The organism is Dyadobacter chenwenxiniae, from assembly GCF_022869785.1.
GTDB classification, from domain to species: Bacteria; Bacteroidota; Bacteroidia; order Cytophagales; family Spirosomataceae; genus Dyadobacter; species Dyadobacter chenwenxiniae.
Window position 1 is genome coordinate 5,036,235 of record NZ_CP094997.1, and the last position, 22,462, is coordinate 5,058,696.

Annotated in this window: 19 protein-coding genes; 6 read left to right on the forward strand and 13 right to left on the reverse strand. The window is 44.8% G+C overall.

Going from position 1 to position 22,462, the window contains the following annotated elements; genetic code table 11:
- Positions 1 to 113: 113 nt before the first annotated feature.
- Positions 114 to 1,751, reverse strand: a complete 1,638-nt coding sequence (locus MUK70_RS21505) for an ABC-F family ATP-binding cassette domain-containing protein (protein WP_234655078.1) — start codon at positions 1,749 to 1,751, stop codon at positions 114 to 116.
- Between the two features lie 144 nt (positions 1,752 to 1,895).
- On the opposite strand from MUK70_RS21505, the gene MUK70_RS21510 reads away from it, so the two are divergent.
- Together MUK70_RS21510 and MUK70_RS21515 are read left to right on the forward strand one after the other, a co-directional pair.
- Entirely contained in the window at positions 1,896 to 2,144 is a 249-nt protein-coding gene (locus tag MUK70_RS21510) for a hypothetical protein (protein ID WP_234602939.1), read from the forward strand.
- Entirely contained in the window at positions 2,144 to 3,043 is a 900-nt protein-coding gene (locus tag MUK70_RS21515) for an alpha/beta fold hydrolase (protein ID WP_234655079.1), read from the forward strand. Before MUK70_RS21510 ends, MUK70_RS21515 begins: the two co-directional genes overlap by 1 nt.
- A gap of 172 nt (positions 3,044 to 3,215) precedes the next feature.
- Here the strand turns inward: MUK70_RS21515 and MUK70_RS21520 are convergent, their stop codons facing one another.
- Positions 3,216 to 3,653 carry a ribosomal maturation YjgA family protein gene (locus MUK70_RS21520; RefSeq protein WP_234655080.1) on the reverse strand — a complete coding sequence of 146 codons (438 nt, stop codon included), beginning with the start codon at positions 3,651 to 3,653 and terminating at the stop codon, positions 3,216 to 3,218.
- A 242-nt stretch (positions 3,654 to 3,895) separates the two neighbouring features.
- On the opposite strand from MUK70_RS21520, the gene MUK70_RS21525 reads away from it, so the two are divergent.
- Entirely contained in the window at positions 3,896 to 4,432 is a 537-nt protein-coding gene (locus MUK70_RS21525) for a putative antibiotic biosynthesis monooxygenase (protein ID WP_234602945.1), read from the forward strand.
- A 74-nt stretch (positions 4,433 to 4,506) separates the two neighbouring features.
- On the opposite strand, the gene MUK70_RS21530 is transcribed toward MUK70_RS21525, so the two are convergent.
- From MUK70_RS21530 to MUK70_RS21545, 4 genes are all read right to left on the reverse strand, one after another.
- Positions 4,507 to 6,156 (reverse strand): hypothetical protein, encoded by a 1,650-nt coding sequence (locus MUK70_RS21530; protein WP_234655081.1) that lies wholly within the window; start codon positions 6,154 to 6,156, stop codon positions 4,507 to 4,509.
- 89 nt (positions 6,157 to 6,245) lie between these two features.
- On the reverse strand, positions 6,246 to 8,960 hold the full coding sequence (gene ppsA, locus MUK70_RS21535; protein WP_234655082.1) for a phosphoenolpyruvate synthase: 2,715 nt from the start codon (positions 8,958 to 8,960) through the stop codon (positions 6,246 to 6,248).
- Between the two features lie 13 nt (positions 8,961 to 8,973).
- Positions 8,974 to 9,435, reverse strand: coding sequence for a MarR family winged helix-turn-helix transcriptional regulator (locus MUK70_RS21540; RefSeq protein ID WP_234655083.1), 462 nt, complete (start codon positions 9,433 to 9,435; stop codon positions 8,974 to 8,976).
- Positions 9,436 to 9,623: 188 nt separating this feature from the next.
- Positions 9,624 to 11,999, reverse strand: a complete 2,376-nt coding sequence (locus MUK70_RS21545; protein ID WP_234655084.1) for an ABC transporter permease — start codon at positions 11,997 to 11,999, stop codon at positions 9,624 to 9,626.
- 322 nt (positions 12,000 to 12,321) lie between these two features.
- Between MUK70_RS21545 and MUK70_RS21550 the strand changes: the two genes are divergently transcribed.
- Entirely contained in the window at positions 12,322 to 14,718 is a 2,397-nt protein-coding gene (locus MUK70_RS21550; RefSeq protein ID WP_234655085.1) for a TonB-dependent receptor, read from the forward strand.
- Positions 14,719 to 14,724: 6 nt separating this feature from the next.
- Positions 14,725 to 15,690, forward strand: coding sequence for a DUF4249 domain-containing protein (locus MUK70_RS21555; RefSeq protein ID WP_244784491.1), 966 nt, complete (start codon positions 14,725 to 14,727; stop codon positions 15,688 to 15,690).
- Between the two features lie 35 nt (positions 15,691 to 15,725).
- Here MUK70_RS21555 and MUK70_RS21560 read toward each other — a convergent pair whose 3' ends face one another.
- The 6 genes from MUK70_RS21560 to MUK70_RS21585 all read right to left on the reverse strand — a co-directional run bounded on the left by MUK70_RS21560 (position 15,726) and on the right by MUK70_RS21585 (position 20,903).
- Positions 15,726 to 16,766: an SGNH/GDSL hydrolase family protein gene (locus MUK70_RS21560; RefSeq protein WP_234655087.1), complete on the reverse strand. Its 1,041-nt coding sequence runs from the start codon at positions 16,764 to 16,766 to the stop codon at positions 15,726 to 15,728.
- A 277-nt stretch (positions 16,767 to 17,043) separates the two neighbouring features.
- Positions 17,044 to 17,469: a GNAT family N-acetyltransferase gene (locus MUK70_RS21565; RefSeq protein WP_234655088.1), complete on the reverse strand. Its 426-nt coding sequence runs from the start codon at positions 17,467 to 17,469 to the stop codon at positions 17,044 to 17,046.
- Positions 17,470 to 17,477: 8 nt separating this feature from the next.
- Positions 17,478 to 18,998, reverse strand: a complete 1,521-nt coding sequence (locus MUK70_RS21570) for a hypothetical protein (RefSeq protein ID WP_234655089.1) — start codon at positions 18,996 to 18,998, stop codon at positions 17,478 to 17,480.
- Position 18,999: 1 nt separating this feature from the next.
- A complete protein-coding gene (locus MUK70_RS21575; protein ID WP_234602957.1) occupies positions 19,000 to 19,533 on the reverse strand; it encodes an RNA polymerase sigma factor in 534 nt (177 codons plus the stop codon).
- A gap of 67 nt (positions 19,534 to 19,600) precedes the next feature.
- Positions 19,601 to 20,224: a hypothetical protein gene (locus MUK70_RS21580; protein WP_234655090.1), complete on the reverse strand. Its 624-nt coding sequence runs from the start codon at positions 20,222 to 20,224 to the stop codon at positions 19,601 to 19,603.
- Positions 20,225 to 20,330: 106 nt separating this feature from the next.
- Entirely contained in the window at positions 20,331 to 20,903 is a 573-nt protein-coding gene (locus tag MUK70_RS21585; RefSeq protein ID WP_234655091.1) for a hypothetical protein, read from the reverse strand.
- 131 nt (positions 20,904 to 21,034) lie between these two features.
- On the opposite strand from MUK70_RS21585, the gene MUK70_RS21590 reads away from it, so the two are divergent.
- A complete protein-coding gene (locus tag MUK70_RS21590) occupies positions 21,035 to 21,637 on the forward strand; it encodes a Crp/Fnr family transcriptional regulator (RefSeq protein WP_234655092.1) in 603 nt (200 codons plus the stop codon).
- A gap of 158 nt (positions 21,638 to 21,795) precedes the next feature.
- Here MUK70_RS21590 and MUK70_RS21595 read toward each other — a convergent pair whose 3' ends face one another.
- The gene (locus tag MUK70_RS21595) at positions 21,796 to 22,266 is read right to left on the reverse strand and encodes a hypothetical protein (RefSeq protein WP_234655093.1); all 471 of its coding nucleotides are present in this window, start codon (positions 22,264 to 22,266) and stop codon (positions 21,796 to 21,798) included.
- Positions 22,267 to 22,462: the final 196 nt, after the last annotated feature.

Consider the following 22,462-nt stretch of genomic DNA (forward strand, 5'->3'; position numbering starts at 1 on the left):
ATAACAATTTAGCGGAATATTATCCAACTAGTTGTTTGTCTAGTGTAAGTGGATATTGTTAGACCTCCCGAAGAAAATCAAGCGATATATTTACCTAAGTTTTCCCAAAACCCCTACTTCGCCAACTGCAAATCCGCAATACTCTTAATCCTATTCCGCTCCAAAAACGCATCAATAGTTTCAAAATGCTCAATCACCCGTTTATCCTTAAACTCAAAGACTTTTTGAGACAGACCTTGTAAAAAGTCACGATCGTGAGAGACCAGCACCAGCGTTCCGTCGAAGTTCCTAAGTGCTTCTTTCAAAACATCCTTCGACTTTAAATCCAAATGGTTCGTGGGCTCATCGAGAATCAGCAGGTTTACGGGTTCCAGGAGCAACTTCACCATGGCGAGCCGCGTTTTTTCTCCGCCTGATAATACACTTACTTTTTTGTCGATATCTTCACCCTGGAACATGAAGGCGCCCAAAATATTTTTGATCTGGGTTCTTACATCTCCTTCTGCGACTTCGTCAACCGTTTGAAAAATCGTCAGATTGGGATCTAATAAGGATGCCTGGTTTTGGGCAAAATAGCCGACCTTCACATTATGCCCAAGCTGGCAGGTTCCGTCCACGTCTATCTGGCCCATGATCGCCTTGATCATCGTAGACTTTCCTTCACCATTCCGGCCTACAAACGATACTTTTTCCCCTCTCGAAATGGTCATGCTGGCATTTTTGAACACAACCTGATCCCCGTAAGATTTTGACACATCTTTCACCGTCACTGGGTAGTCGCCTGACCTTGGCGAAGGCGGAAAACGAAGTTTCAGTGCTGAATTGTCTATTTCATCAATTTCAATAATTTCCAGTTTTTCCAGCATGCGTTCGCGGGAGGACACCTGGTTGGTTTTAGAATATGTGCCGCGGAAGCGTTCGATGAATTGCATGTTGTCCGCAATCATTTTCTGCTGTTCCTGATATGCCTTCACCTGGTGTGACCTGCGCTCCTCACGCAGCACCAAGTAATGTGAATAGTTGGCTTTATAGTCAAAAATCCGGCCCATTGTTACCTCGATCGTACGGTTGGTAATATTGTCGATGAAGGCACGGTCGTGGGAAATAACCATTACCGCATTGGCCTTATTCACCAAAAAATCTTCCAGCCACATTACGGATTCAATGTCAATATGGTTGGTAGGCTCATCCAGCAAGATAAGGTCTGGCTTTTGCAATAGTATTTTGGCAAGCTCAATGCGCATCCGCCAACCTCCGCTAAATTCCTTGGTTTGACGCTGAAAATCTTCTGGCTTGAAACCCAAACCTTTCAAGGCTTTTTCAACCTCTGCGTCGTAATTGACTTCTTCGAGCTGATAATATTTTTCACCAATTTCAGTAACCTGCTCGATGATTGCCATATATTCATCGCTCTCGTAATCGGTGCGGGTTTCGAGCGCCAGATTGAGCTTTTCCATTTCGGCACGCATTTCAAAAACCTGCTTGAAGGCTTTGGCTGCTTCCTCGAAAACGGTGCAGTTATCTTCTGTGAGTAAATGTTGGGGTAAATATGCAATTACGGCGTCTTTGGGTGCACGTACATGGCCGCGATTGGCTTTTTGTTCACCCGCAATAATTTTCATCATGGTGGATTTCCCCGCTCCATTCTTACCCATCAGGGCAATTTTATCAGTAGGATTAATAACGAAGGAAACTTCGCTAAAAAGGACAGATCCGCTAAATTCAACGGCCAAATTTTCAACTGTAATCATCTTCTCATTTTATGAAGCCGCAAAGGTACGATGATACGATTATTGACCAACAATGTTGAATCAATTGTTAATCAGGATCGTTTTTAAATAAAGACATTACGTCCTACTTACCTATTTTAATAAGCAGATAATCAACTAAAATATATGGACTTACGCACGACATTATCAGTAAATGAGAGCTTTATGGAAATGCTGATCGATTGCAAAAACCGTGGAGCAAAAGCGGAAATGATTCTGGACATCAACGGACTGGAACGTGCCGAGGGAGTAATACAGGAGATTTACGCTGACGATCCAAACCCTTACATTGAACTGCAAGACGGGAGAAAGATTGTAGAAAAAACAATCGCCGCCCTTAATGGACTTTTCCGGCCGGAGTATTCCGGATGTTAATGTCTATAAAAATCCTGGCCATTCTAACGCTGCTGGCATCCGCGCTCTCCGCTTTTTCGCAAGAAAAAATGGTGAAGGTAAGCAGCATGAATTACCACGTCCTGACAAGAAGTTTACAGCTGAGAAAACCAGGTCAGCCGGTGTTGGTTTTTGAAAATGGCATGGGTATGGGGCTTGGAAATTGGAATACCATAACAGATTCCCTGGCGAGTAATGTTCCTGTTTTTCTCTATGACAGGCAGGGCGTGGAGAAATCGGATAAGGTTTTTCAGTTGCCCACTCCTCAGAAGATAGCAACGAATCTCAGATTGCTTTTAAAGGAATTGAAAATAGAACCGCCGTATATATTGGTCGGTCACTCCATGGGTGGCGTTTATGTGCGGGCTTTCGCAGGATATTATCCCAATGATGTGGCAGGGCTCGTATTTGTTGATCCGGCAGATTTTACGGAAACAAAAGCGGACTGGAATCAAATCTTCAGGGAGATCGGCGTGTCTGAAAAGCGAATTGATGAAATGCTCTTAAAGCGATTATACACTCCTTCAAAACCCGATTCGTCCCGCTACGCCGCGTGGAGCGAAGGCCAGGTTTTAACAGATCTCCGAAAAACCGACTTCGCTGAGATAAGCAGTTTACCCGTTCCTCAGGTGCCCATCTTGTTTTTTGTCGGCGGAAAGCTTGAAGTTCCAATAGAACGCCGGAGTAAAGATTATGATCATGAGCGGTTTTTCGAAGTAAAAAATAGCTTCAATATGCTAAGATGGAGACGCTTTATTCATTCTTCCAGCAAAGGTGGCGCACTGATTTATTTAAGCAACAGCGGGCATTTTGTGCATCGAGATGACGCAGCAATGGTGATTGGGAATATCAAAATGATGTTAAAAGCATTGGAAAAATAAACCAGGAAAGACTCGAAGGCATTGGCAGATGAAGGCTTGAACGTTTATGGTGGATGCGGTATTGATTACCAGCTGCCCCTGATCGGGTATAAAAAGATCAAAAGGCTGTTTCTAATATCTATGCAAAGTTTGCGGGTGCGTTTCTTATTTTAAACCAATAAAATCGCAGTTATCACCGCCAGAAACCACGGGTGTTGTGTCCGGTTTGAAAAAGACAAACTTCGACAATCACTCCAAACCCGATTCCCAAACCATAACAAAGCAGGTCGCTCCACACGAATGTAAAACCCAGTATCATTCCTCCCAATGGCGTCCTTCGAAGACCATCAATCCACGGCGCATGGTACAACTGACTGAGCTCAATGCATACTGAAAATGCGAGTGCAGCCGCCGCCACCCTCCATGTTGACCATTTACAAAAAATAAAAGCAAAGCCGAAAAACACCATCATGGCCCATAATACATCGCCGACATAGAGCTTAATAAATGAATATTGCCCAAGCATATGCCGCGACAAAAAACCAGTAAGCATTGCACCGCCTGTAAGTGATCCGTAGACCAGCCGGTTCCTGGATAAAGGCCTCGAAAAAGGACTGTTGCGTATGGACATGTAAATCGAAATTGTCTAACTGATTAAAGTTGCCGTCCCACATCTTGCGCAAGCGATCCGGCCAAATCGCAACCTCTTTCATTTTTCCGGATTATAGTGATAATATATTTCCCGGCCGGTATTTTTTCAAATAATTACAAAGGCGCTATGTTTATATTCGGAAGTCAATGCATCAAGGCAGAAACTAAGTCTGATTTGTATTTTTGTATTCAACGATTTTTACAAACATCATTAATACCCATATGCCCATCCACGTCGCTATTACCCGCAAAGTGCTTCCCGGAAAAGAAGAAGAATTCAAGGATGCGTTGCGGCGTTTTCTGGGAGATTCTTTTCTGCACGGCGGCGTTCATGGTGCGGCAATGATCACTGCGCTCCCGGGCAGTGATAACCGCGACATTGGTATACTGCGGACATTCGCGGACAAGGCGGAGCGCGATGCTTTTTACAATTCGAAGCTCTTCAAAGATTGGGATGCTTATGCCTCGACACTAACCGAAGAACCGGTTTATCGCGAGCTTACCGGTCTTGAAGCCTGGTTCCGCTCGCCCGGCGCTCCTCCTAAATGGAAAATGGCAGTAGCAACGCTTTGCGGCGTTTTTCCTACCAGCCTTTTTCTGTCCTATGCTCTGGTTCCTTATATGCAAGGACTTCACCCTGCTTTCAGAACACTCATTGTGGCGGGGTGTATGGTTGGCCTGCTTACCTGGATCGTGATGCCCCAAGTTACAAAATTGCTGAAACCCTGGCTTTCCGGAGGGCTCGCAGGAAAGAAATGACGGTCAGTTACTGTTTTCAAATATCCTGTGATCAGGAACAGAGGCAAATAAAGTAATGGACAAACGGCCAATGGTCACCGTACAACATTCACTTTTACATTTTTGAACATAAAAGCATTATCACTAACCCGCACAGGTTTTCCACTCGCAGTCGTCACGTTTTTAAGAATAACTTCACTGGTCTTGATATAAGGAAATTTCTCCTGATCGGATTCGTCTGTCATGTCCGAATTGAAATTGGCGAAGATAGTGGGACCCTGGTAGTTTGCCGGATGCCGGGCGTCGTCAATACGAAGATTTTCGATGACGATTCTCTCCGGCATATAAGAGGTGTAGCCGAAATCATGTTGCCCGGAGTTGGAGCCCCCTATTAAAGCGGCGCTGACCGGTTTGCCATCCGCAGGCACAAAAACGCAGTCGCGGATCACCAGCTCGCCTTGCCATGTGCTGCCATAATCGGAGCGCAGGTTAACGATATTCTTGCCGCGGATCGTTGAATTTTCTACCAATAACAACCCACTGCCAATCGCATTAATTCCCATATGCCCGAGGGTTGAGTTGCGGATGGTGGCATTGGCTACACCTTGATGCGCGTCGAAACGAGAAAGTGTGCAATGGTCATAAAGCAGGTTTTTGCAGAAATTGGAACCCAGAATACCCCAATATTTACTATCATTGATATCATTGGTTTGCGTGCAGTTAACAAAAGAGACATGCAAAGCGCGGTTCACGGAAAGATCGTAAGAGCCCATGGATACAGGCTTGCCGGCTGTGCCGATGGTGCTGTATGTTTTGTGCCCGGTCAGGATGGAGTTTTTTACCGTTACATAGGCGCAGTCGTTAATGGTAAGAAAGCCTCCGTAAGGTGCTCCGTGATCTCCTTCGCCTTCAATGCGGTGTTCCACGCCGTCAATGATCACATGAGATCGCCTGATTGTCAGGTTTCTGCTATAATAGGTGTACTTTGATTCGGCTTTATTGGCAATTGTAGTGAAACGCCCTCCGCTTACCTTCAATGGTTTTTCATCAATAGGAAGTGCAGTAATTTCCGTGATTTCATCAAAATCCCAAATGATTGGTGCGTTCATATCTACATTGCCGTTTTTATCAACAACGAAAATATCGGTCTGCGAAGAGCCATTGTTTTGATTGAGACCAAAACGGATATATTGCTTTACATTCGAATTCGTCACTGTGATCAGGCATGGGCCGGGCAGAGGCGCGTCTATTTTTTTCTGATCCCTTTTTAGCGAGGTGATTTTGTCCAGTTTAAATGGTTTAAGGCTTGAACTGATCATAAAGATGGAGGCATCCCGTTTTTCCACTTCAGTATCATCAATCAGGAATGCGGCCTTACCAAAATCAGTGTCTGTTTCAATTATCACCGTCCGGTGTTTTGGCCCGATGTAATATGTAGCGTGATCGTCAGCTTTAACAGGCAGGCCGTGCAGGTTGGCAAATGCGTGGGTTGCGGCCAGGAAATCAATATCATCCGTTTTCCCATCCCCCTTGGCGCCGAAGTTGCTGTAACGGACAAATCCGGCAGCCTTGAATTTCCGAAGATCCTCGGGAGATACATTCACATGCAGTCTGCCATTTTCATCAACAGACACTTGAATTTCCCCCTTTTCAGAAGTGATGACTGCGTTGCCGGGCTCATTTTTGTCCTGGGCTTGCGCCAAAAGTGTGCAAAATGCCAAAATTATCAAGAGTGTGTATTTCATCGTAGGGGTCAGGTTATTGATTATTTTTTAAAAAGCAGCATTCCCTGACCCGCTACTCTGTAAATAATGACATTGCACTTCATCCGCTGCTAAATGATCTCTACCCAACCTTCCGTGCCGTTTACCCGGATCCGCTGCCCGTCTTTGATCACCTTCGTGGCATGCTCCACGCCTACTACTGCTGGCAAACCGTATTCGCGGGCGATGACTGCCCCGTGGGTCATTATCCCTCCCACTTCGGTAATGAGGCCTTTTATCGAGACAAACAATGGTGTCCAGCTGGGATCTGTGAATGTGGTAACCAGAATATCTCCTTCCTCTATATCAGCATCTTCCATGTTCAGAATGACACGTGCCCGTCCTTCGATCACTCCGGAGGAAACCGCCAGGCCGACAATGGTGCCCGCAGGAATATTTTCGCGCTTGTAACGACCTGTAATGATCTCACCGTCACTGGTCATCACACGCGGGGGCGTCAATTTTTCAAACCTTTTAAAATCTTCTTTCCGTTGACTGATTATCTCGTGATCCAGCTCGTTGGAATGGATAACTTGTGCGAGTTCTGCCAGGTTGAGATAATATATATCCTCTTTTTCATGAAGAACTTTCGCCTGGACAAGTCGTTCGGCTTCTTTCAACAGCGCTGTCCTGTAAACAAAAGACCTGCTCACCAAGCCATATTTCGGATACTCGCGGTAACCGACTAGATTTCGGATCATGTCGATCCTTTGCTTCGTTTCTTTGGCTTTGTGCTCTCCGTCTGGTAACTGCCGCAATCTACTTAACAGCTCTTGCTCCTTCTTCAATGCTTCCTGTTTTCCCTGCTCAAACTTCCGGATGCTGGCGTGCTGTGTGAAATTTTTAATGTTCCCAAGAATGACCGGGATAAGCGTAGCAGGCTTTTCGGCCCAGCGCGTTCTGGTAATATCTATCTCCCCGGCACAGCGCATTCCGTATTTTTCCAGAAAAGCACCGATAGCAGCCCGCGTCTCCCGGCCTCCCTTCAATGAGGGCAATGCTTCCAGAAAATTCTCGTCTTTTACGTTTTGTAAATAGGCAATTACTTCGGGGTAAGGGCGTATCGCATCTGCCACGTCCAACAGCGCCAGTCCCATTTCGGAAGTAACATTGTTGGGGACGGATTGGGAAAGCGTGTCTGCTGCGTTTTTTTCGCCCAGCCATTCATTCATTTTCTCATTCGCCCATGACATTGCATTTATACCGGCCATGAGTATGCCGTAGCTTCGTGGGTCAAACAAGTATTTTCTCCATTCCTGGATATCTTCCAGAATAAAATCGATTAAATCGGCGCCAGTCTTGTTTTGAATGCGCTGTTTCAGCTCTTCTACCAACTGCTCGCTCCGTTCAATCAACTCGTTGACGACCTCAACCGAAGCCGTCATTTCCGAAGCGTTGGTTACCGAAGTGGCCGTTTCCGAAGCAATTGGGGGATTGGCTGAACGTTTCTTAGCATTTTGTGATGGATTGTCAGCTGTTTCTGTCTGATCCTTTCCAATTGGATTCTCTGCTGGCAGCACTTCTATAAAATCCTTCCGCTCGAGAATAGTTAACAGTGCATCCTTGCTCAGCGGATCCGATTTTCCTAATGTAGTATTCAATATAATGTTCCTGGAGACTGGTGAAGCCAGTTCTTTGGCAACGTCCACAAACAACCTGCCGCCGGCTGTGCACATTCTGCCGGGGCTTAACGACAGGAAAAAGGACAATCCTAACGGTTTCATGGCATCCGTCATCATCTGCTGGTGGCCCACAGACACATACACGTGCGGGCAACCCACAGCGTTTTTCGCATCATTAGCCTCAGGAATGGGGAACAAAGTAGTGATCGGACGGCTTTGAACCACATAAAATGTGCCGCCAGCCAGGCACCATTCAATATCCTGCGGGCTGCCGAAATGCGCTTCGATCTTTCTGCCGATGTCCGCAAGCTCCAAAATCTGTTCATCTGTCAGCGCTTGTTTGTCCTGCCGTTCGATTTCAATCTCCTGCTCCCGCGTGCCGCCGCCAGCTACGACATTGATAGATAACTTTTTGTTTGATATTTTTTTCTCAAAAACCTGACCATTCAGGACTTTATAATTATCCGCATTCACGAGTCCTGAAACCAGCACCTCGCCAAGGCCGAAACTGGCATCAATGGATATGACCTTCCTGTTTGCCGAAATCGGGTCCGCGGTAAACATAATTCCGGCCACCTCAGAGAAAACCATTTGCTGAACAATTATCGACAGCCGCACTTTGCGATGATCGAATAGCACTGCCGACCCGGCTGTTTGAATGCGATAGGTTACCGCACGGTCCGTAAACAGGGACGCCCAGCATTTGCTGATATGCAAAAGGACCTCCTCTTCGCCCGTAACGTTTAGATATGTGTCCTGCTGGCCCGCGAAGGAAGCCGTCGGAAGATCCTCAGCCGTAGCGCTGGACCGTACAGCAAAGGCATCTTTCTTATCAAATTTTGCCAGATAGGCAGCCATTTCATCCGCTACATTTTTTGGAATGGCTATGTTCTCAATGGCCGCGCGAATTTTCCCGCTGACTTCACTGATCTTTCCCCTGTCATCAACTTTCAGATCCGTTAAGGCGGCCAATAGGCTGCTGACTTCCGCATTGTTTTCAACTATTTCTTTATAAGCTTCGGTAGTAATACAAAAACCAGCCGGCACTTTCAGGCCCTCGATTCCGGACAGTTCTCCCAAGTTGGCGCCTTTGCCTCCGACCAAAGCAAGCTTTGTCTTATCCACTTCTTCTAAACCAACAATGTATGCGCTCTTATTTTCCATGGGCTAAAAGTATTTATGATTGTTTGTTGTTGAGTTGATCTGTTGCCTCGGTCATTATTTCAATGGCCTTTTCAAAATAGGTTTCAATGATCGTGCTCTCTTCGTCCGAAAACGAAGCGATTAATTTTTCCGATCTGCTTCGAAATTCTTCGTAGAGCGGTGCCAGCAACAGCATAATGTTTTCTGTGTTCGGTTCAATAATCACTTTGCGCCTGTCTTCCGCGGCAAAGCGTCTCCTTACCAGATCTTTCTTTTCAAACCGGTCTATCAAACCGGTTACTGCGCCCGTTGTAAGGCCCGTTAATGTCGAGAGCTCGCCCGCGGTCATCTGCCCTTTCTCCATCAGGAACCCCAGGTATTTATGGTCCGTCCCGGAAAGACCGGCCCGCCGGGCGACGGCCTCATGCATTTGAAGGGATATATATGCATAATGCTGGCTCAGCTTCCTGATTTTTTTGAGTAAGTCGTCTTCCATTTTTATCTTATTAACTAAATATCTTAGCAACAAAGATAATATGAAATGTGTGAGATGGGCAAATTTGTAAGAAAAAAAACGGAGGCTGGCCTTGTCTAAAGCAGAGCTATCGCCCAAGGATATGAGCGATAGCTTTACTTAAACAGCAATAAATAATAGAAATTCCAAGAGCTGAATCAGGCACTTAATTAGGTCTTTAAGACCTTTACCGGATTCTCAATGGCTGCCCTGACACTTTGAAAGCTTGTTGTAATGATAGCAATAACCATAGTCAGCGAAGCGACCACTATGAAAATCCATAGTGGAATTTCAGTCCTATATGCAAAACTTTCTAACCATTTTTGGCCTGCATAGTAAGCCACAGGAGAAGCAATTAGGAATGCAGCGAAAACTAATCCAACAAAATCTTTATAAAATAAGAGCACAATGCTGGCCGTAGACCCGCCGAGGACTTTCCGCACGCCAACCTCCTTTTTTCGCTGCACTGCTGCATAAGAACTTAGTCCAATCAACCCCAGGCAGGAAATGAAGATCGTTAAAAAAGCGAAGTTCATAAAAAGCGCTTTGAATTGCTGCTGACTACGATATTGACGATCGAAATATTCATTCATAAAGAAATAACCGAAGGGTCTGTTTGGCATCAGTTTGTTCCATTGCTCTTCAATTGATTTTAATGTTTGGAATAAATCGGCAGGCGAAACTTTTACCGAAACCAAATTGCAATACACTGGTTCAATGCGCATGGCCAGAGGCTGAACGCTTTCCTCCAATGATTGAAAGTGAAAATCTTTGATAACTCCGATTATCTCGCCGTCAACTCCGGATTGCCTGAACCGCTTTCCAATAGCAAGTTTAGGATCCGCATATCCAAAAAGTTTTGCAGCAGTTTCATTAATGATCATTGCTTTCGCACTATCGGTTGCGAATTCCTTTGAAAACTGCCTTCCGGCAACCATTTTCATTTTATATAAATCTATAAAATCGAAGTCTGTCAAAAACTCGTGCAACCCGGCTGTTTGAAAATCTCCGCCGGAACTTTCAATCTGGGAAGATGTATTTTGATATCTGCTTCCAGGAATGCTAGAAGAACGGGAAGCTGCAACAGCTCCGTGAATGTTTGACAGCGCATGCCTCAAAACTTCTTTGTTGGGATCTGCGTCAGTATCCAAAACAAGGATCTGGTTTTTACTGAATCCGAGATCCTTGTTTTGCATGTAATTCATTTGAATATAAATAATCAATGTTCCGATCATCAGCGTAATAGAAATTGCAAACTGGCTTATAACCAATGCTTTTCGCAGGAACACACCCTTCCGGCTATGCTTAAATTGCCCTTTCAAAACCAGTGCAGGCTGAAATGAAGATAAAACCAACGCCGGATAAATGCCCGCCAACACGCCTATCCCAATGGCAACAATAAAGAACGCCACCACAAACAAGTAGTCGTTAATAATCCCCAGGCTAATTTTCTTCCCGGCAAGGTCATTAAAATGAGGAATCAGCAAAGCGGTCAGGAATACTGAAACTATAAAAGCAAACAGGCAAATCAGGACGGATTCACTGATAAATTGTTGTGCAATCCTCGACCTCCCTGCGCCTACTACTTTGCGCATCCCTACTTCCTTGGCACGCTCAACAGAACGTGCGGTCGTTAAATTGACGAAGTTGATGCATGCAATAAGCATTGTAAATACCGCAACTGCCGTAAAAACGTATACGTAGGAAGCATTTCCCGTTTCAAAACCTCCAATGTATTTCGCGTGCAGATATACGTCGCGCAATGGCTCGAGCGAAACTGAATAATTCAGCTTTTGTTCGCTCATGATCTTGCCGGCATAATGCTCCAGAAACGCGGGAAATTTCCGGGAAAGCATTTCAGCAGACGTATTTGGCTTCAAAAGCAAATACGTCATTGGTTCAAAGGCCTCCCACTCACTGTCAGCATCGGGCTTGTATCGTTTCATTGTCGATGCTGACAAAAACATATTTGCTTTAATTTGAGAATTACCGGGCAAATCCTGTACAATTCCCGTCACATTTGCGACAAGTCCCTCCGCATCCAGCAGCACGCTCTGCCCCACCGGATCGCTGTCTCCAAAGTACTTTCGGGCCGCCGTTTGTGTAAAAACAATGCTTAACGGATCCCTGAGCGCCGTTTGAGGGTTACCGCTTATTAATTTAAAATCAAAGACCTTAAAAAGGGTCGAGTCCGCAAACAGTGTTTTTTCTTCCTGAAATTTAGCGTCCCCTTTTCTCACAAGAAAGCTGACCCGGCTTAAACGCACGAAGGATTCAATTTCAGGAAAATCCTTTAACATAGCAGGTCCGTATGCCCAACTGGAACCCTTATGACTCGTTTCACCGATCGTCTCAACATCTGTCACAACTCTATATATCCGGTTCGCCTTCGAGTGAAACTTGTCATAACTCAACTCGAAACTCACATACAGACAGATTAGCAAACACGCAGACATTCCGGTAGCCAGTCCCAATATATTAATTGCCGAAAATCCGCGGTGTCTCCATAAGTTGCGGGACGCGATTTTGAAATAATTCGTGATCATGTTTTTCGTGATAAAAGTTGGTTCGCTACGTCTCAGACTTACACAGAATTGTAAAAGTGTTCAATTGGTAAGTTAAGTTTTACCCAACTCTCATCCCGCTTCAATTAGCCATCGGTCAATACAATTGATTATTTGGAAGCTCCATGTAGTTTATGATCGTTTTGCCAAAGCATAAAATCCTTCTCATGCCTGCGTCAGAAACTCGGATTTCTTCGTAATCCCTATCGACATCGTTTAGGAAAATCTTGAAATGGTTAAATTATTTTTTTATTATACCATAATATGTCACCGAGCGTTAACGAATTTTAACCTTACCCTCTGTATGCTTAAACCGTTTTACCAGTTACTACTCCTTTTCACCATTTCTCTTCAGGCTTTCGCTCAGGAACAGGTCACCATCAGTGGTTTCGTGCGTGAAAAGGGAAGTCTGGAACTGCTGCCGGGCGTGAATGTTTACATCCAAAATTCTACGACAGGGACCGTTACAAACACTTATGGCTTCTATTCGCTGACTGTTCCAAAATCTGATTCTATCTCCGTTTCCTACTCCTTCGTGGGTTATGAACGACAAGAAGTCCGGATCGGAAATGCTGTTAATCAGCAGATTGACATTACTTTGTCCGCGGTTAATCAGTTGGATGAAGTGATCATTTCAGGTAAGCGGCAGGATGAAAAGGTGAGCGAATCGGTGCAGATGAGCCAGATTGAAATTCCCATTTCCCAGATTAAGAAAATCCCTGCATTTTTTGGCGAAAAAGACGTAATACGCGTGTTGCAGCTTATGCCGGGCGTTCAGAAAGGAACCGAAGGCCAAACGGGCTTGTACGTGCGCGGAGGCGGCCCCGACCAGAATCTGATCATCCTGGACGATGCGGTTGTGTATAACGCCAGCCATCTTTTCGGCTTTTTCTCCGTCTTCAACAGCGACGCGCTCAAAAGTGTGGAGCTCACAAAAGGTGGCTTTCCGGCGCGCTATGGCGGGCGGCTTTCTTCTGTTGTTGAAATGAATATGAAAGAAGGGAGCAAGGAAAAGCTGCACGGAGAGGGCGGCATTGGACTTATTTCTTCGCGGCTGACGCTGGAAGGGCCACTGGCAAAGAAAAAAGCTTCATTCCTTATTTCCGCACGACGTACATACATAGACGTGCTGGCCGCACCATTGATCGCGCAGCAGCAGGCTGGCAACGACAGCAAGGTGAAGCCGGGATACTTTTTTTATGATTTGAATGCAAAAGTGAACTATGATTTCGGCGCGAAAAACAAGTTGTATGTGAGTGGCTATTTCGGTCGCGACAAGTTTAATGTCCGGGAAAAGAGCTCGGATAGTGAGAATAAGTCGGGGCTTAACTGGGGCAATGCTACGGCAACATTACGATGGAATCATTTGATCAACCAAAAGCTTTTTGTAAACACCTCATTGATTTACAGCCATTTCAATTTCAACATCTTCTCCAACGACAAGCAGTATGAAAACGGTGTTTTGAAGGATGAGTTTAGTTTAAAATACAATAGCCTGATCCGCGATTACAGCTTAAAAACAGATTTCGACTATTATCTCAACGCGAAACACAGCGTAAAATTCGGTGCGCAAATCACTTCTCACCGGTTCGTCCCCTCGGCGCTTGCGCTGGATGGTGATTTTGCTGATAATGAGATAGATCTGCAAGCCAAGCCTATCAACACCATGGAGGCAGGCGCATACATCGAAGACACCTGGCAGCCGTTTACAGCATTGAAGGTCAACGGCGGTTTCCGGCTAAGTCTTTTTGAGACCAATTCGAAAGTATATGTGCGCCCGGAGCCGAGGGTTTCGGCAGCATTAAAACTGGCAAAGGACTTTTCTGTCAAGGCCTCTTATGCCAAAATGAACCAGTATGTGCATCTTTTAAGCAACACCGGACTCGGTTTACCTACGGATCTTTGGGTGCCGACCACCGACAGGGTTGCGCCACAGCAATCCAGCCAGGTCGCATTTGGCTTCGCAAAAGACCTTGAAAAGCCCGGCCTCGCGCTGACTTTGGAAGGATACTACAAGAAAATGGGAAACATTATCAGCTACAAGGAAGGCTCGTCATTTATCAGTTTAGATGGAGAAAACGCGAACGAGCTGAATTGGGAAGACAATATTACCACGGGCAAAGGCTGGTCTTACGGAGCCGAGTTCATGGTGCAGAAGAAAACAGGAAAGCTGTCGGGCTGGATTGGCTATACATTGTCGTGGACGCAATGGAAGTTCCCTGAACTTAATTTTGGTAAAACCTTTTATCCCCGTTACGACCGTCGCCATGATCTTTCCGTGGTAGGGATTTACGAACTCAGCAAACGGATTACATTATCGGCAACATGGGTTTACGGAACAGGAAATGCGCTTACGATCCCGATTTCGAAGTTCATGACGTATGAAAACCGCTTTGTGCCTAACAATTGGGGTGTACCGGCCAATAACGGTTATGTCACCAACGAATACGGCGAGAAAAACAGTTTTCGGGCAGAACCATATCACCGGATGGATATTGCCATTCAGTTCCATAAGAAGAAAAAGCGGCATGAGCGAACCTGGGAATTCGGCTTGTACAATGCATATAACCGTAGGAATCCGTTTTTCTATAACATTGATAGTAAGAAAGACCCCAAAGACCCTAGTCAACGGATCAATGTGCTGTCGCGTTATTCGCTGTTCCCGGTGCTTCCGTCTTTTAGCTATAATTTTAAATTTTAAACGAAAATGTGCTTTACTAAGACCACAAAATATACTTGTAAGCCCGTGCTTTTCCTCCTGCTGCTGTGCATGGGTCTGTTGTGCGGTTGCGAGAGCCTCGTGAATGACCTTGATCAGGATAAGCTCCCGAAAGTTGAGGCCAAACTGGCTGTTTCTTGTTACATATCACCACAAACCCCTCGTTTTGAAGCCATTATTACAGAATCCCAACCACTCTTCGGCCCGGCAAATTATAATCCGGTATTTGTTGAAAATGCGGAGGTGATTCTGGCCGACGATGTAAGCCAGGTGCGGCTGATCTTCGACGATTCTTTGAAGCATTATGCTGCGGACAGCAGCGCATTCAAGATTGTCGCTGGTAAAACCTACACATTAACGGTTAATGATGGAAAAAGGATTGTCAAAGCAAAATGCACAGTCCCTTTCAACGCGGTAAAAGTAATGGACCTGAATATTGAAAAGGCCTGGGCCGGATATGGAACTGATTCGTTGGCCAGCTTCCGGTTTTCCTGGGAAGATGTAAAGGGGCAAAGCAACTTTTATGCTGTTCGCGGCGCATATACCCTCGAAGAAACTGTGCCGAGGTTCTATCCTGAAACAGGTGACATTACTCCCTTTCGCTATACGTACCGTTATGATATGTATTCTTATTACAGAGCGGTCTACAATGACATCAATCTGGATGGAATTAAATTTAATGCCCCGGCACACGTCATTTATTCAATACCCAGAAGAATAATTTCCTATCTCGACAAAAAAGGCGTTGAGCGAACACTGGACAATGATCCACGTCTGCGGGATGTGCGAGTAGAAGTGATGTGCATAGATGAGCATTATTATAAATTCAAGCGCTCGCTCGAAAATAATGATGACAATCCGTTTGTGGAGCCAACACTGGTTTACACCAACATTGAAGGAGGACTTGGTATTTTCGCATCCTTCAATGCTGTTGGAAAGACAGTTAACCCTTAATTGCGACGATTTAAATATCTGCGAGGTCGCTGCCCTCAGTATTTCAGTTCTTTAATTTTCGCGATGACACGGTTGGCGATGATCTGGTAACCCTTATCATTCAAATGGATTTCATCGTTGGCTACGTCCGCTCTGAGGCCTCTCGGGAAGTTGAGGTTTTCAAGATCCGTCATATCGTCAGACGATGGGTTGTAACTGATTTCAGCCAGCTCGGCGTCGGTCGGCGGCGTCATCTCCACGAATGACTTGCCATATTTAGCGGCCAGCCTTTCATTTATCGCCTTAACCTGATCATAGTTCTCCGTTCCCTTCCGCTCCGATTGTGCCAGCAGTACACCCAGGACAATGTAGCGTGCGGGAGCAGTAATGTAGGCGATTGAGCTTTCCAAAGCGGCAATAATCTGTTCTTCCGCGTCCGACTTGCCAATGTTGTTGCGCCCATACCATAAAATTTGGGTAGCGGTTTTAAGCCGGGAAGCGTCGTCCAGCAAAAATTCAGAATCCGCCGGAACGTCCAGCACGCTCACCGTTGCGGGCGTAATCGTGTAATTTTCACCAAGTTCCGCGTTGGCCGTCCGCCTGATCGTGCATCTTACGCCGCCTATGGAGCCAGTTCGGCTGTATTCGTCGTAATTTGTTGGTGTGGATAAAAATTGATTGCTCAATTTGGTAATCTTCACCGGCTTAATGCCATTGAGCTTATCGCCCTCGATGGAAATGGTCAGCGGGGTCCCGCCTTGCCGCACCGCAATGCGGGAGGCCACTTGTCCGACGATGCCGTCGCTTAGCACCGGCCTGCCATCTAACGCGGCAGCGACAACGCTTCCGTAAGGTTTTGTTCCCCCGGCTCCGATTGTGAGACTGTCCCCGAAAAAAGCGAGTGTCTTGTCCCTGTCGGGGGCATTTTCCTCTTCGGGTTTATCGGTTTTCGGAAAAATGTCGTCTATGACCCCTTCACAGGATGATAGCAATGTTGTTGTAAAGATGGCCGCACCGGAATGGTAAAAAAAGCGCCTGCGGCTTAGCGAATTGTCTGAATTTTTAATGTGCGAGCTTGTCTTCTGACCTTCAATCATTTTTTAGAAGAATTTGGGGTTATCCTTATCTTCCTTCCAACAATAATCATTCCAACCGCAGGCTCATTGTATGACCGTTGAATCAAATTAATTTGTTGCATTTTTCCACGGTCTGTTCCTTTGTAAAAAATCACAACGCCATGGAAAACATATTCTTACAACTAGCAGGTTTAATTGAAGCAGGGTTAGTCATTTTGATGCTTTTTATCGGATACAAAATCATCCAGACCCTCGAAGTAACATCACCCAAAAAGTAGAATAATTCTTAGATCGCCGGTCAGTAGAAGGTTAGCACATAATAGTCGCCTTCTTCTGATTCGCCGGCACCCGAAATTTCCCATCCCTGGGCTGTATAAAACGCACAAGCATGCACATTGGCCTGCAAACATTTCAGACGCGCAGGCCTGCCCAGTTCAAGAAGACAAGCATTCAACAATAACTTGCCCGCACCTTTTCCTGCAAAGGAAGGATCGATAAAAAGCGAGTGGATAAAGTTTTCCGGCGGCCACCAGGCGATGAAACCAATGGGGGATTCGTTTTCAGTGGCTACCAAAATCGTTTCGTCCCGCGTTACCAAATCAAAATCAGCCAGATCAAATTCAGCGGAGTCGGCCCATAAAAAGGCTTTCTGTCTTGCTTCCAGAAAGATGCGCCTAAGCTCCGGAGCATCTTCATTTGTATAATTTCTGATTTTAAAACCCATAAATAGTATTACCAGACACGAAACCTCAGAAAAAACTGTCCGTTCATCTCGCGTATGGAATATTGAGGAGAACCCGAAATGTTGCTGAGTGGCGCTAAAATATTAATTCCTGTCTGAAAACGGCCGATTTTGTAAGCAAGTCCTGCTCTAAAATAGAAAATATCCGTATTTAGAAGCGTATTAAGCTCCTTCGCGCCTTTCAACGAAACGTATTCTCCTTCCAGCGGCATGTCATGCCGATTGTACATTTGCACCCGCATCAATGCGCCGGAAGTCCGGCTGTATCCGATGCCAGCCCCAACAGACAACCCCTTAACAACCTGATAATGATATTGCAAGGCCGCATTGAAGCCAATCGTTTTTATCAGATCCGTATTGCGATACCAATGCGCCGAATCTACTCCCGGAATCGTGTCTGTGACCTGCGCTAACCGTTTGTTATTGCCAAAGTATGGCTGGCGGGCCTGCATGGTAAGCGTCAACGAATGCTTTTGCCCGAATGATTTTGTGACCCAAATCCCTGGAATAAGCAGCGACACTGGCTTATTGACACTATCAATGCTATTAAAAAGAAAGTCCGTCCGTTTAAATGGCGCATTCACATTCCATTCAAGTCCGACTTCAAAAGCATTGCCCACAACTTCTTTCGGAGCATTTTTTACCATGCTGACATTCCGTTCCCGATTTGCCTTAATCTTTTTAGAAAGATCAGGATTAAAGGCATGTACTTTAAACGGCAACGATGAGAGCGACGTTACGGCTGCCTGCTTTGCGTTATTTGCGTTGGTGACAGCATTGTCGGTGCCTGCCGCTCCGTTTCTAGATTTTTCTTCCTGGCTTTCCACACCATTTGACCTTACACGTCCAATGTTGGAAACCGCGCCTGAATTTTCCGGGTTAGCAATGCTTTCAGAAGCTCCTCTCCTTTTATCCAATGTTTTGCTGGCATTCCCCTGACTATTTCGAGCTATTTCTTCCTGCACAAATGCTTTCCTATTTGCAGATGCGCGCTTACGCCCAGCGGCTTCTTTGTTTACGGATGCATTTTCAATTACCAATGCTTCTTCATGGTCAGACGCTTCAATGTTCGGAAATGTCTGCTTATCCGAAAACACCTCTTTATTTACAAATTCTTCTTTGCTCGCGGCCTCTTCCCCTATGTTTCCCTCTTTACTTTCAGTCCTGTTGGTTAATAAATCGTTGTAAGCAAGCGTGTCTCTTTTATTTTCTATTTCGGGAGTTGCCTTTGGTGTGTTGATAGTGTTTTTATTTTGAGCTAAATCACTTTTGGCATTATCGTTATTCAAAAACAAAACCACTCCTGAAACGGTAAGTCCAAGCAATGTTAAGCCCGAAACCAGTTTCACCGCGCTGGTTGAAATCGCATTAAATACATTGCCCGCATTTCCGGTCGGCACTTGCGGGTTGAACATATCGTTCATTTTTCCCCAGGCCTCGCCGGCCGGAACTTCCGGGTCCGGCAGCTTCGCGGAGAAAAATTTGTCGATATTTTTGTTTTTGTGTTTCACATTAAAAGATCTTTTCAAAAATTACTTTCAGCCTTTTTCGGCCTTCGCTCAAATGCCATTTGACCGTGCCATCCGAAATATCCAATGATTCTGCAATTTCCTTAATGCTAAAACCATCCAGATAAAACAAACCGAACACCCTGCGCGTGGCCACGGGTAACGCGGATAAGTAAACGATAATGTCGGCAGCATCGAGCTTGTCAAATGGATTTTCATCTGACTCGAAACCCATATAATCATCGATTTCTTCATAATCAAAATGTTGCGTCTTGCTGTCCCGGAGCTGTGTTAACGCCGCATTCCGGACTGTTGTGTAAAGCCAATTAAAAAACTCTCCTTTTTGCTCATCAAATTGGTCTATATTTTTGAAAACCTTTAACATGCCATTATTAACGGCGGTCAGGATCTCATGTTTATCGTCAAAAAATTTTCGGCATAAAGCAAAAAGCACAGGATAAAACTGGCGATACAGCTTTTCCTGGGCCTGACGCTCCTGACGCCTGCAACCCATCAATATTTCTTTCAAATTCTCCAATGCGGAATGTTGACAACCGTCAGAACCCAAAGTCCTGACGGCCGGAATCTTTAATCGCTTTGCTAAACTATATGGACTTTTTCGTAAAAATCACTCCCTTGTCGTAAGGCCAGTTGATTTCGTAGCCCGCTCCCGACTTTTTGAGCGTGCCCTGATAATTTTTACCGCTGGCCTTTACATGAATTTGATAAGTGGAATCTGGGTTAATGCTGTTTCTATCCAGATAAATAGTTGCTGTCGACGGCGTTTTTCCGGGTTGACAAACAATGCCTCCCAACACTAAATTAAAATTAATGTCGATCGTCCCAAAATTGTTCATTGCACTATAAGAAATATAGTTGTTCAGGCAGTTGTATTTCTCTCTGGTAACCACATTCAGCTTGAGATAGGCCAGAGAATCCTGCAAAATAGCGGGTGTGATGAAAAATTCATCGCCTGCTTTGATGGGTTGTATGGTCAAAGTGTCGGGATGAGACAAGGTGTCGGTTCCGCCATTCAAAGTGTCGGGAGGTGAAATGGTATCACCCGGAATGCTGTCACCAGGGATAGAATCTCCCGGAAAATGACCAAGCGAATCAGCACTTTGTCGTAAGGAACCCGGTTCCGGATCATTGAGCTTGCTTCGCTCGCATGCGGCGAGCTGAATCAGTACAAGAAAAATGGCCAAAATAATGAGCTTCTCTGTTTTCATGACTTTGCAGTTAAATGTGAATGACAAGTGGTTCGTGACCTGTCAATAAAATAAACTGCAATGAATGCCCCGCAGGTTGGGTCGCTCAAAAAAAACATTTTAGTAGCTAAAATCTGATACTCAGGCCGCCACTAACCAAACCTTTAAAGCCATACCCCAATTCTACAAAACCCCCGGTATCCCTGCCAACCCGTATGCCGACAGGCGAATAATGCAACGTTGGTGAAATAAAGGATGTATTGGAAATGCCATTATATTCATTTTTCCAGGAACCAAAAAAACCTGCGCTCATAGACGAATACAAATTGATTTTTGGCCTTTTCAGATAAAAGAAGTTTGATTCGGCGGCGATGGCTAATGTTTTTGGACGCGGTTCGTTATCATACCATTTAAAAAACCTGGTTTCCTGGGCGGACGCGTTGTACGCCCCACTCGCGCCTAATGAAAATCTTTCTGAAACGTGATATTTGTATGCCAAAGCAAATGCATTATCATTCAGCTTTCCTTCGGGAAACCGACCAGCTAGTGCTAAAAAGAAAATTGTTAAAAATTCGGCGGCGACATCTTCCGCTGGCATAAAACCGAAACTAATCGTAAGCTCACTTTTTCCTTTATCCTGTGCAATGCACGGAATAATTGTGGAACCTAGCAAAACAATTTGTAAAATCAGCGCTCTCATGGTCAGGTTATTTAAGTAATGAAAATGGTAAACAGGATCAGCCTTTTTGTCCTAATCAAAGTAACTTGAATGATATTAATTTATATCTTGTCCTGCGACATAGAAACATGTTGTTCTACAACAAGATTTTGATGAAAACCCCGGGAGAAATTAAGCCATTAGACCGCATACTGGAAGCGTCGCAATTCATGATCTCCGGAGAGGTGAAGGAGCGCTTTACAAAAAATTTGAAGCGGTTTATGATTCCCAAAGGCAGAATTCTGGTTGACCTGGGGCAGGTTAGCCATAACCTTTACTTAATTGAAAAGGGTGTGATGCGCACTTATTATTTGCGTGGATCGGAAGACATTACTTCGCTGCTCGTTGCAGATGGCGACATTGTTTGCATTGCAGAAAGTTTTTTGCTGCAAAAATTATCAAACGAAGTGCTGGAAACGCTGGAAGACACTACCGTGTATGCCATAGGGTATGACGCCTATCGCAAACTTGTGGAAGAAGATGCTTATATGGCTGGACTAGCTGTTAAATTACTTGAACAACACCTGATTAATTTCACGGACCGCGTAAAAGTTTTTAAATATTTATCTGTGGAGCAGCGCATTGAACATTATGTGAATCAGCCTTCATCATTATTCCGGCGCATTCCGGACCATTATATTGCAACTTATCTCGGAACCACCGCTGCCACATTCAGCCGGTGTTTGAAGAGTATTAATTTTGATAAAAACAGGTGAGCGTGCTTGTTAATTTTAATTGAAAATGATTTTCAGAAGCATTACTGGCTTGCAATAATTATTGGCCCTGATTTTATCAAACAACATTAAAAAAGCGGTTAATAAACGAATGTTTATTAACCGCTTTTTATTCTACCGAACTGTTAAGGTTTAATCCCTCAGTCCGCTTGCTGAACAGCTTTTGGCTTCCGTCCGCGTGGCTTGCCTGTGTAAGCTGGCTTGGGTTCAGTGCTTTCCAGAGCCAATTCATAACCAACAACACCATCTTCGTAATTAAATGGAGTTGCGGTAAATGTATATTTCGTTGTGTCAAATGCAACGCCGCCTTGTTTCAGGATAAGGGCCAGCGGAATCACATATCCTCTGCCACTTTTAACCAATGCAAATGTATTCGCTTCGTCGGCAGACGGGATCAGGTAAACTGTATTGATTTTTCTTTTTCCCTGATCAGTTCCAATTTTGAATCGTGTGGTGTCCGCTTCGATTCCTAATTCTTCAAGTGCTGCAACGGGAAGAACAATTTTTCCAGTTGCAGAAATATAGCCCGCTGGCTTTGGCTTCGATTTTACCGATTCACTTTTAGGAAGATTCTCCTGGGGTGAAAAAAACTTTATTGATTTCGCTTTCATAAATTTTGTATTAATATTAGCAGTTATTCCGGGCGAAATTAATAATTAAAATTTCTTTAAAAAATTCGGATTAACTAAACATTCCAAATTGGAGTAAAATTGGCGCAGGATAAATCATTTACTTTCTTAAATAAAGTGCAAAATCAAGATAAAATAAACTGCAATTTACTTAATAATAAGGATCCACATTCCACTG

What these genes read in the sequence shown, in the direction of transcription:
- MUK70_RS21550 (WP_234655085.1), top strand. Translation starts at nt 12,322, where the DNA reads ATGCTTAAACCGTTTTACCAGTTACTACTCCTTTTCACCATTTCTCTT.
- ppsA (WP_234655082.1), bottom strand. Translation starts at nt 8,960, where the DNA reads ATGGAAAATAAGAGCGCATACATTGTTGGTTTAGAAGAAGTGGATAAG.
- MUK70_RS21505 (WP_234655078.1), bottom strand. Translation starts at nt 1,751, where the DNA reads ATGATTACAGTTGAAAATTTGGCCGTTGAATTTAGCGGATCTGTCCTT.
- MUK70_RS21565 (WP_234655088.1), bottom strand. Translation starts at nt 17,469, where the DNA reads ATGGGTTTTAAAATCAGAAATTATACAAATGAAGATGCTCCGGAGCTT.
- MUK70_RS21515 (WP_234655079.1), top strand. Translation starts at nt 2,144, where the DNA reads ATGTCTATAAAAATCCTGGCCATTCTAACGCTGCTGGCATCCGCGCTC.
- MUK70_RS21560 (WP_234655087.1), bottom strand. Translation starts at nt 16,766, where the DNA reads ATGATTGAAGGTCAGAAGACAAGCTCGCACATTAAAAATTCAGACAAT.
- MUK70_RS21545 (WP_234655084.1), bottom strand. Translation starts at nt 11,999, where the DNA reads ATGATCACGAATTATTTCAAAATCGCGTCCCGCAACTTATGGAGACAC.
- MUK70_RS21530 (WP_234655081.1), bottom strand. Translation starts at nt 6,156, where the DNA reads ATGAAATACACACTCTTGATAATTTTGGCATTTTGCACACTTTTGGCG.
- MUK70_RS21585 (WP_234655091.1), bottom strand. Translation starts at nt 20,903, where the DNA reads ATGAGAGCGCTGATTTTACAAATTGTTTTGCTAGGTTCCACAATTATT.
- MUK70_RS21555 (WP_244784491.1), top strand. Translation starts at nt 14,725, where the DNA reads ATGTGCTTTACTAAGACCACAAAATATACTTGTAAGCCCGTGCTTTTC.
- MUK70_RS21525 (WP_234602945.1), top strand. Translation starts at nt 3,896, where the DNA reads ATGCCCATCCACGTCGCTATTACCCGCAAAGTGCTTCCCGGAAAAGAA.
- MUK70_RS21590 (WP_234655092.1), top strand. Translation starts at nt 21,035, where the DNA reads ATGAAAACCCCGGGAGAAATTAAGCCATTAGACCGCATACTGGAAGCG.
- MUK70_RS21510 (WP_234602939.1), top strand. Translation starts at nt 1,896, where the DNA reads ATGGACTTACGCACGACATTATCAGTAAATGAGAGCTTTATGGAAATG.
- MUK70_RS21540 (WP_234655083.1), bottom strand. Translation starts at nt 9,435, where the DNA reads ATGGAAGACGACTTACTCAAAAAAATCAGGAAGCTGAGCCAGCATTAT.
- MUK70_RS21595 (WP_234655093.1), bottom strand. Translation starts at nt 22,266, where the DNA reads ATGAAAGCGAAATCAATAAAGTTTTTTTCACCCCAGGAGAATCTTCCT.
- MUK70_RS21580 (WP_234655090.1), bottom strand. Translation starts at nt 20,224, where the DNA reads ATGAAAACAGAGAAGCTCATTATTTTGGCCATTTTTCTTGTACTGATT.
- MUK70_RS21520 (WP_234655080.1), bottom strand. Translation starts at nt 3,653, where the DNA reads ATGTCCATACGCAACAGTCCTTTTTCGAGGCCTTTATCCAGGAACCGG.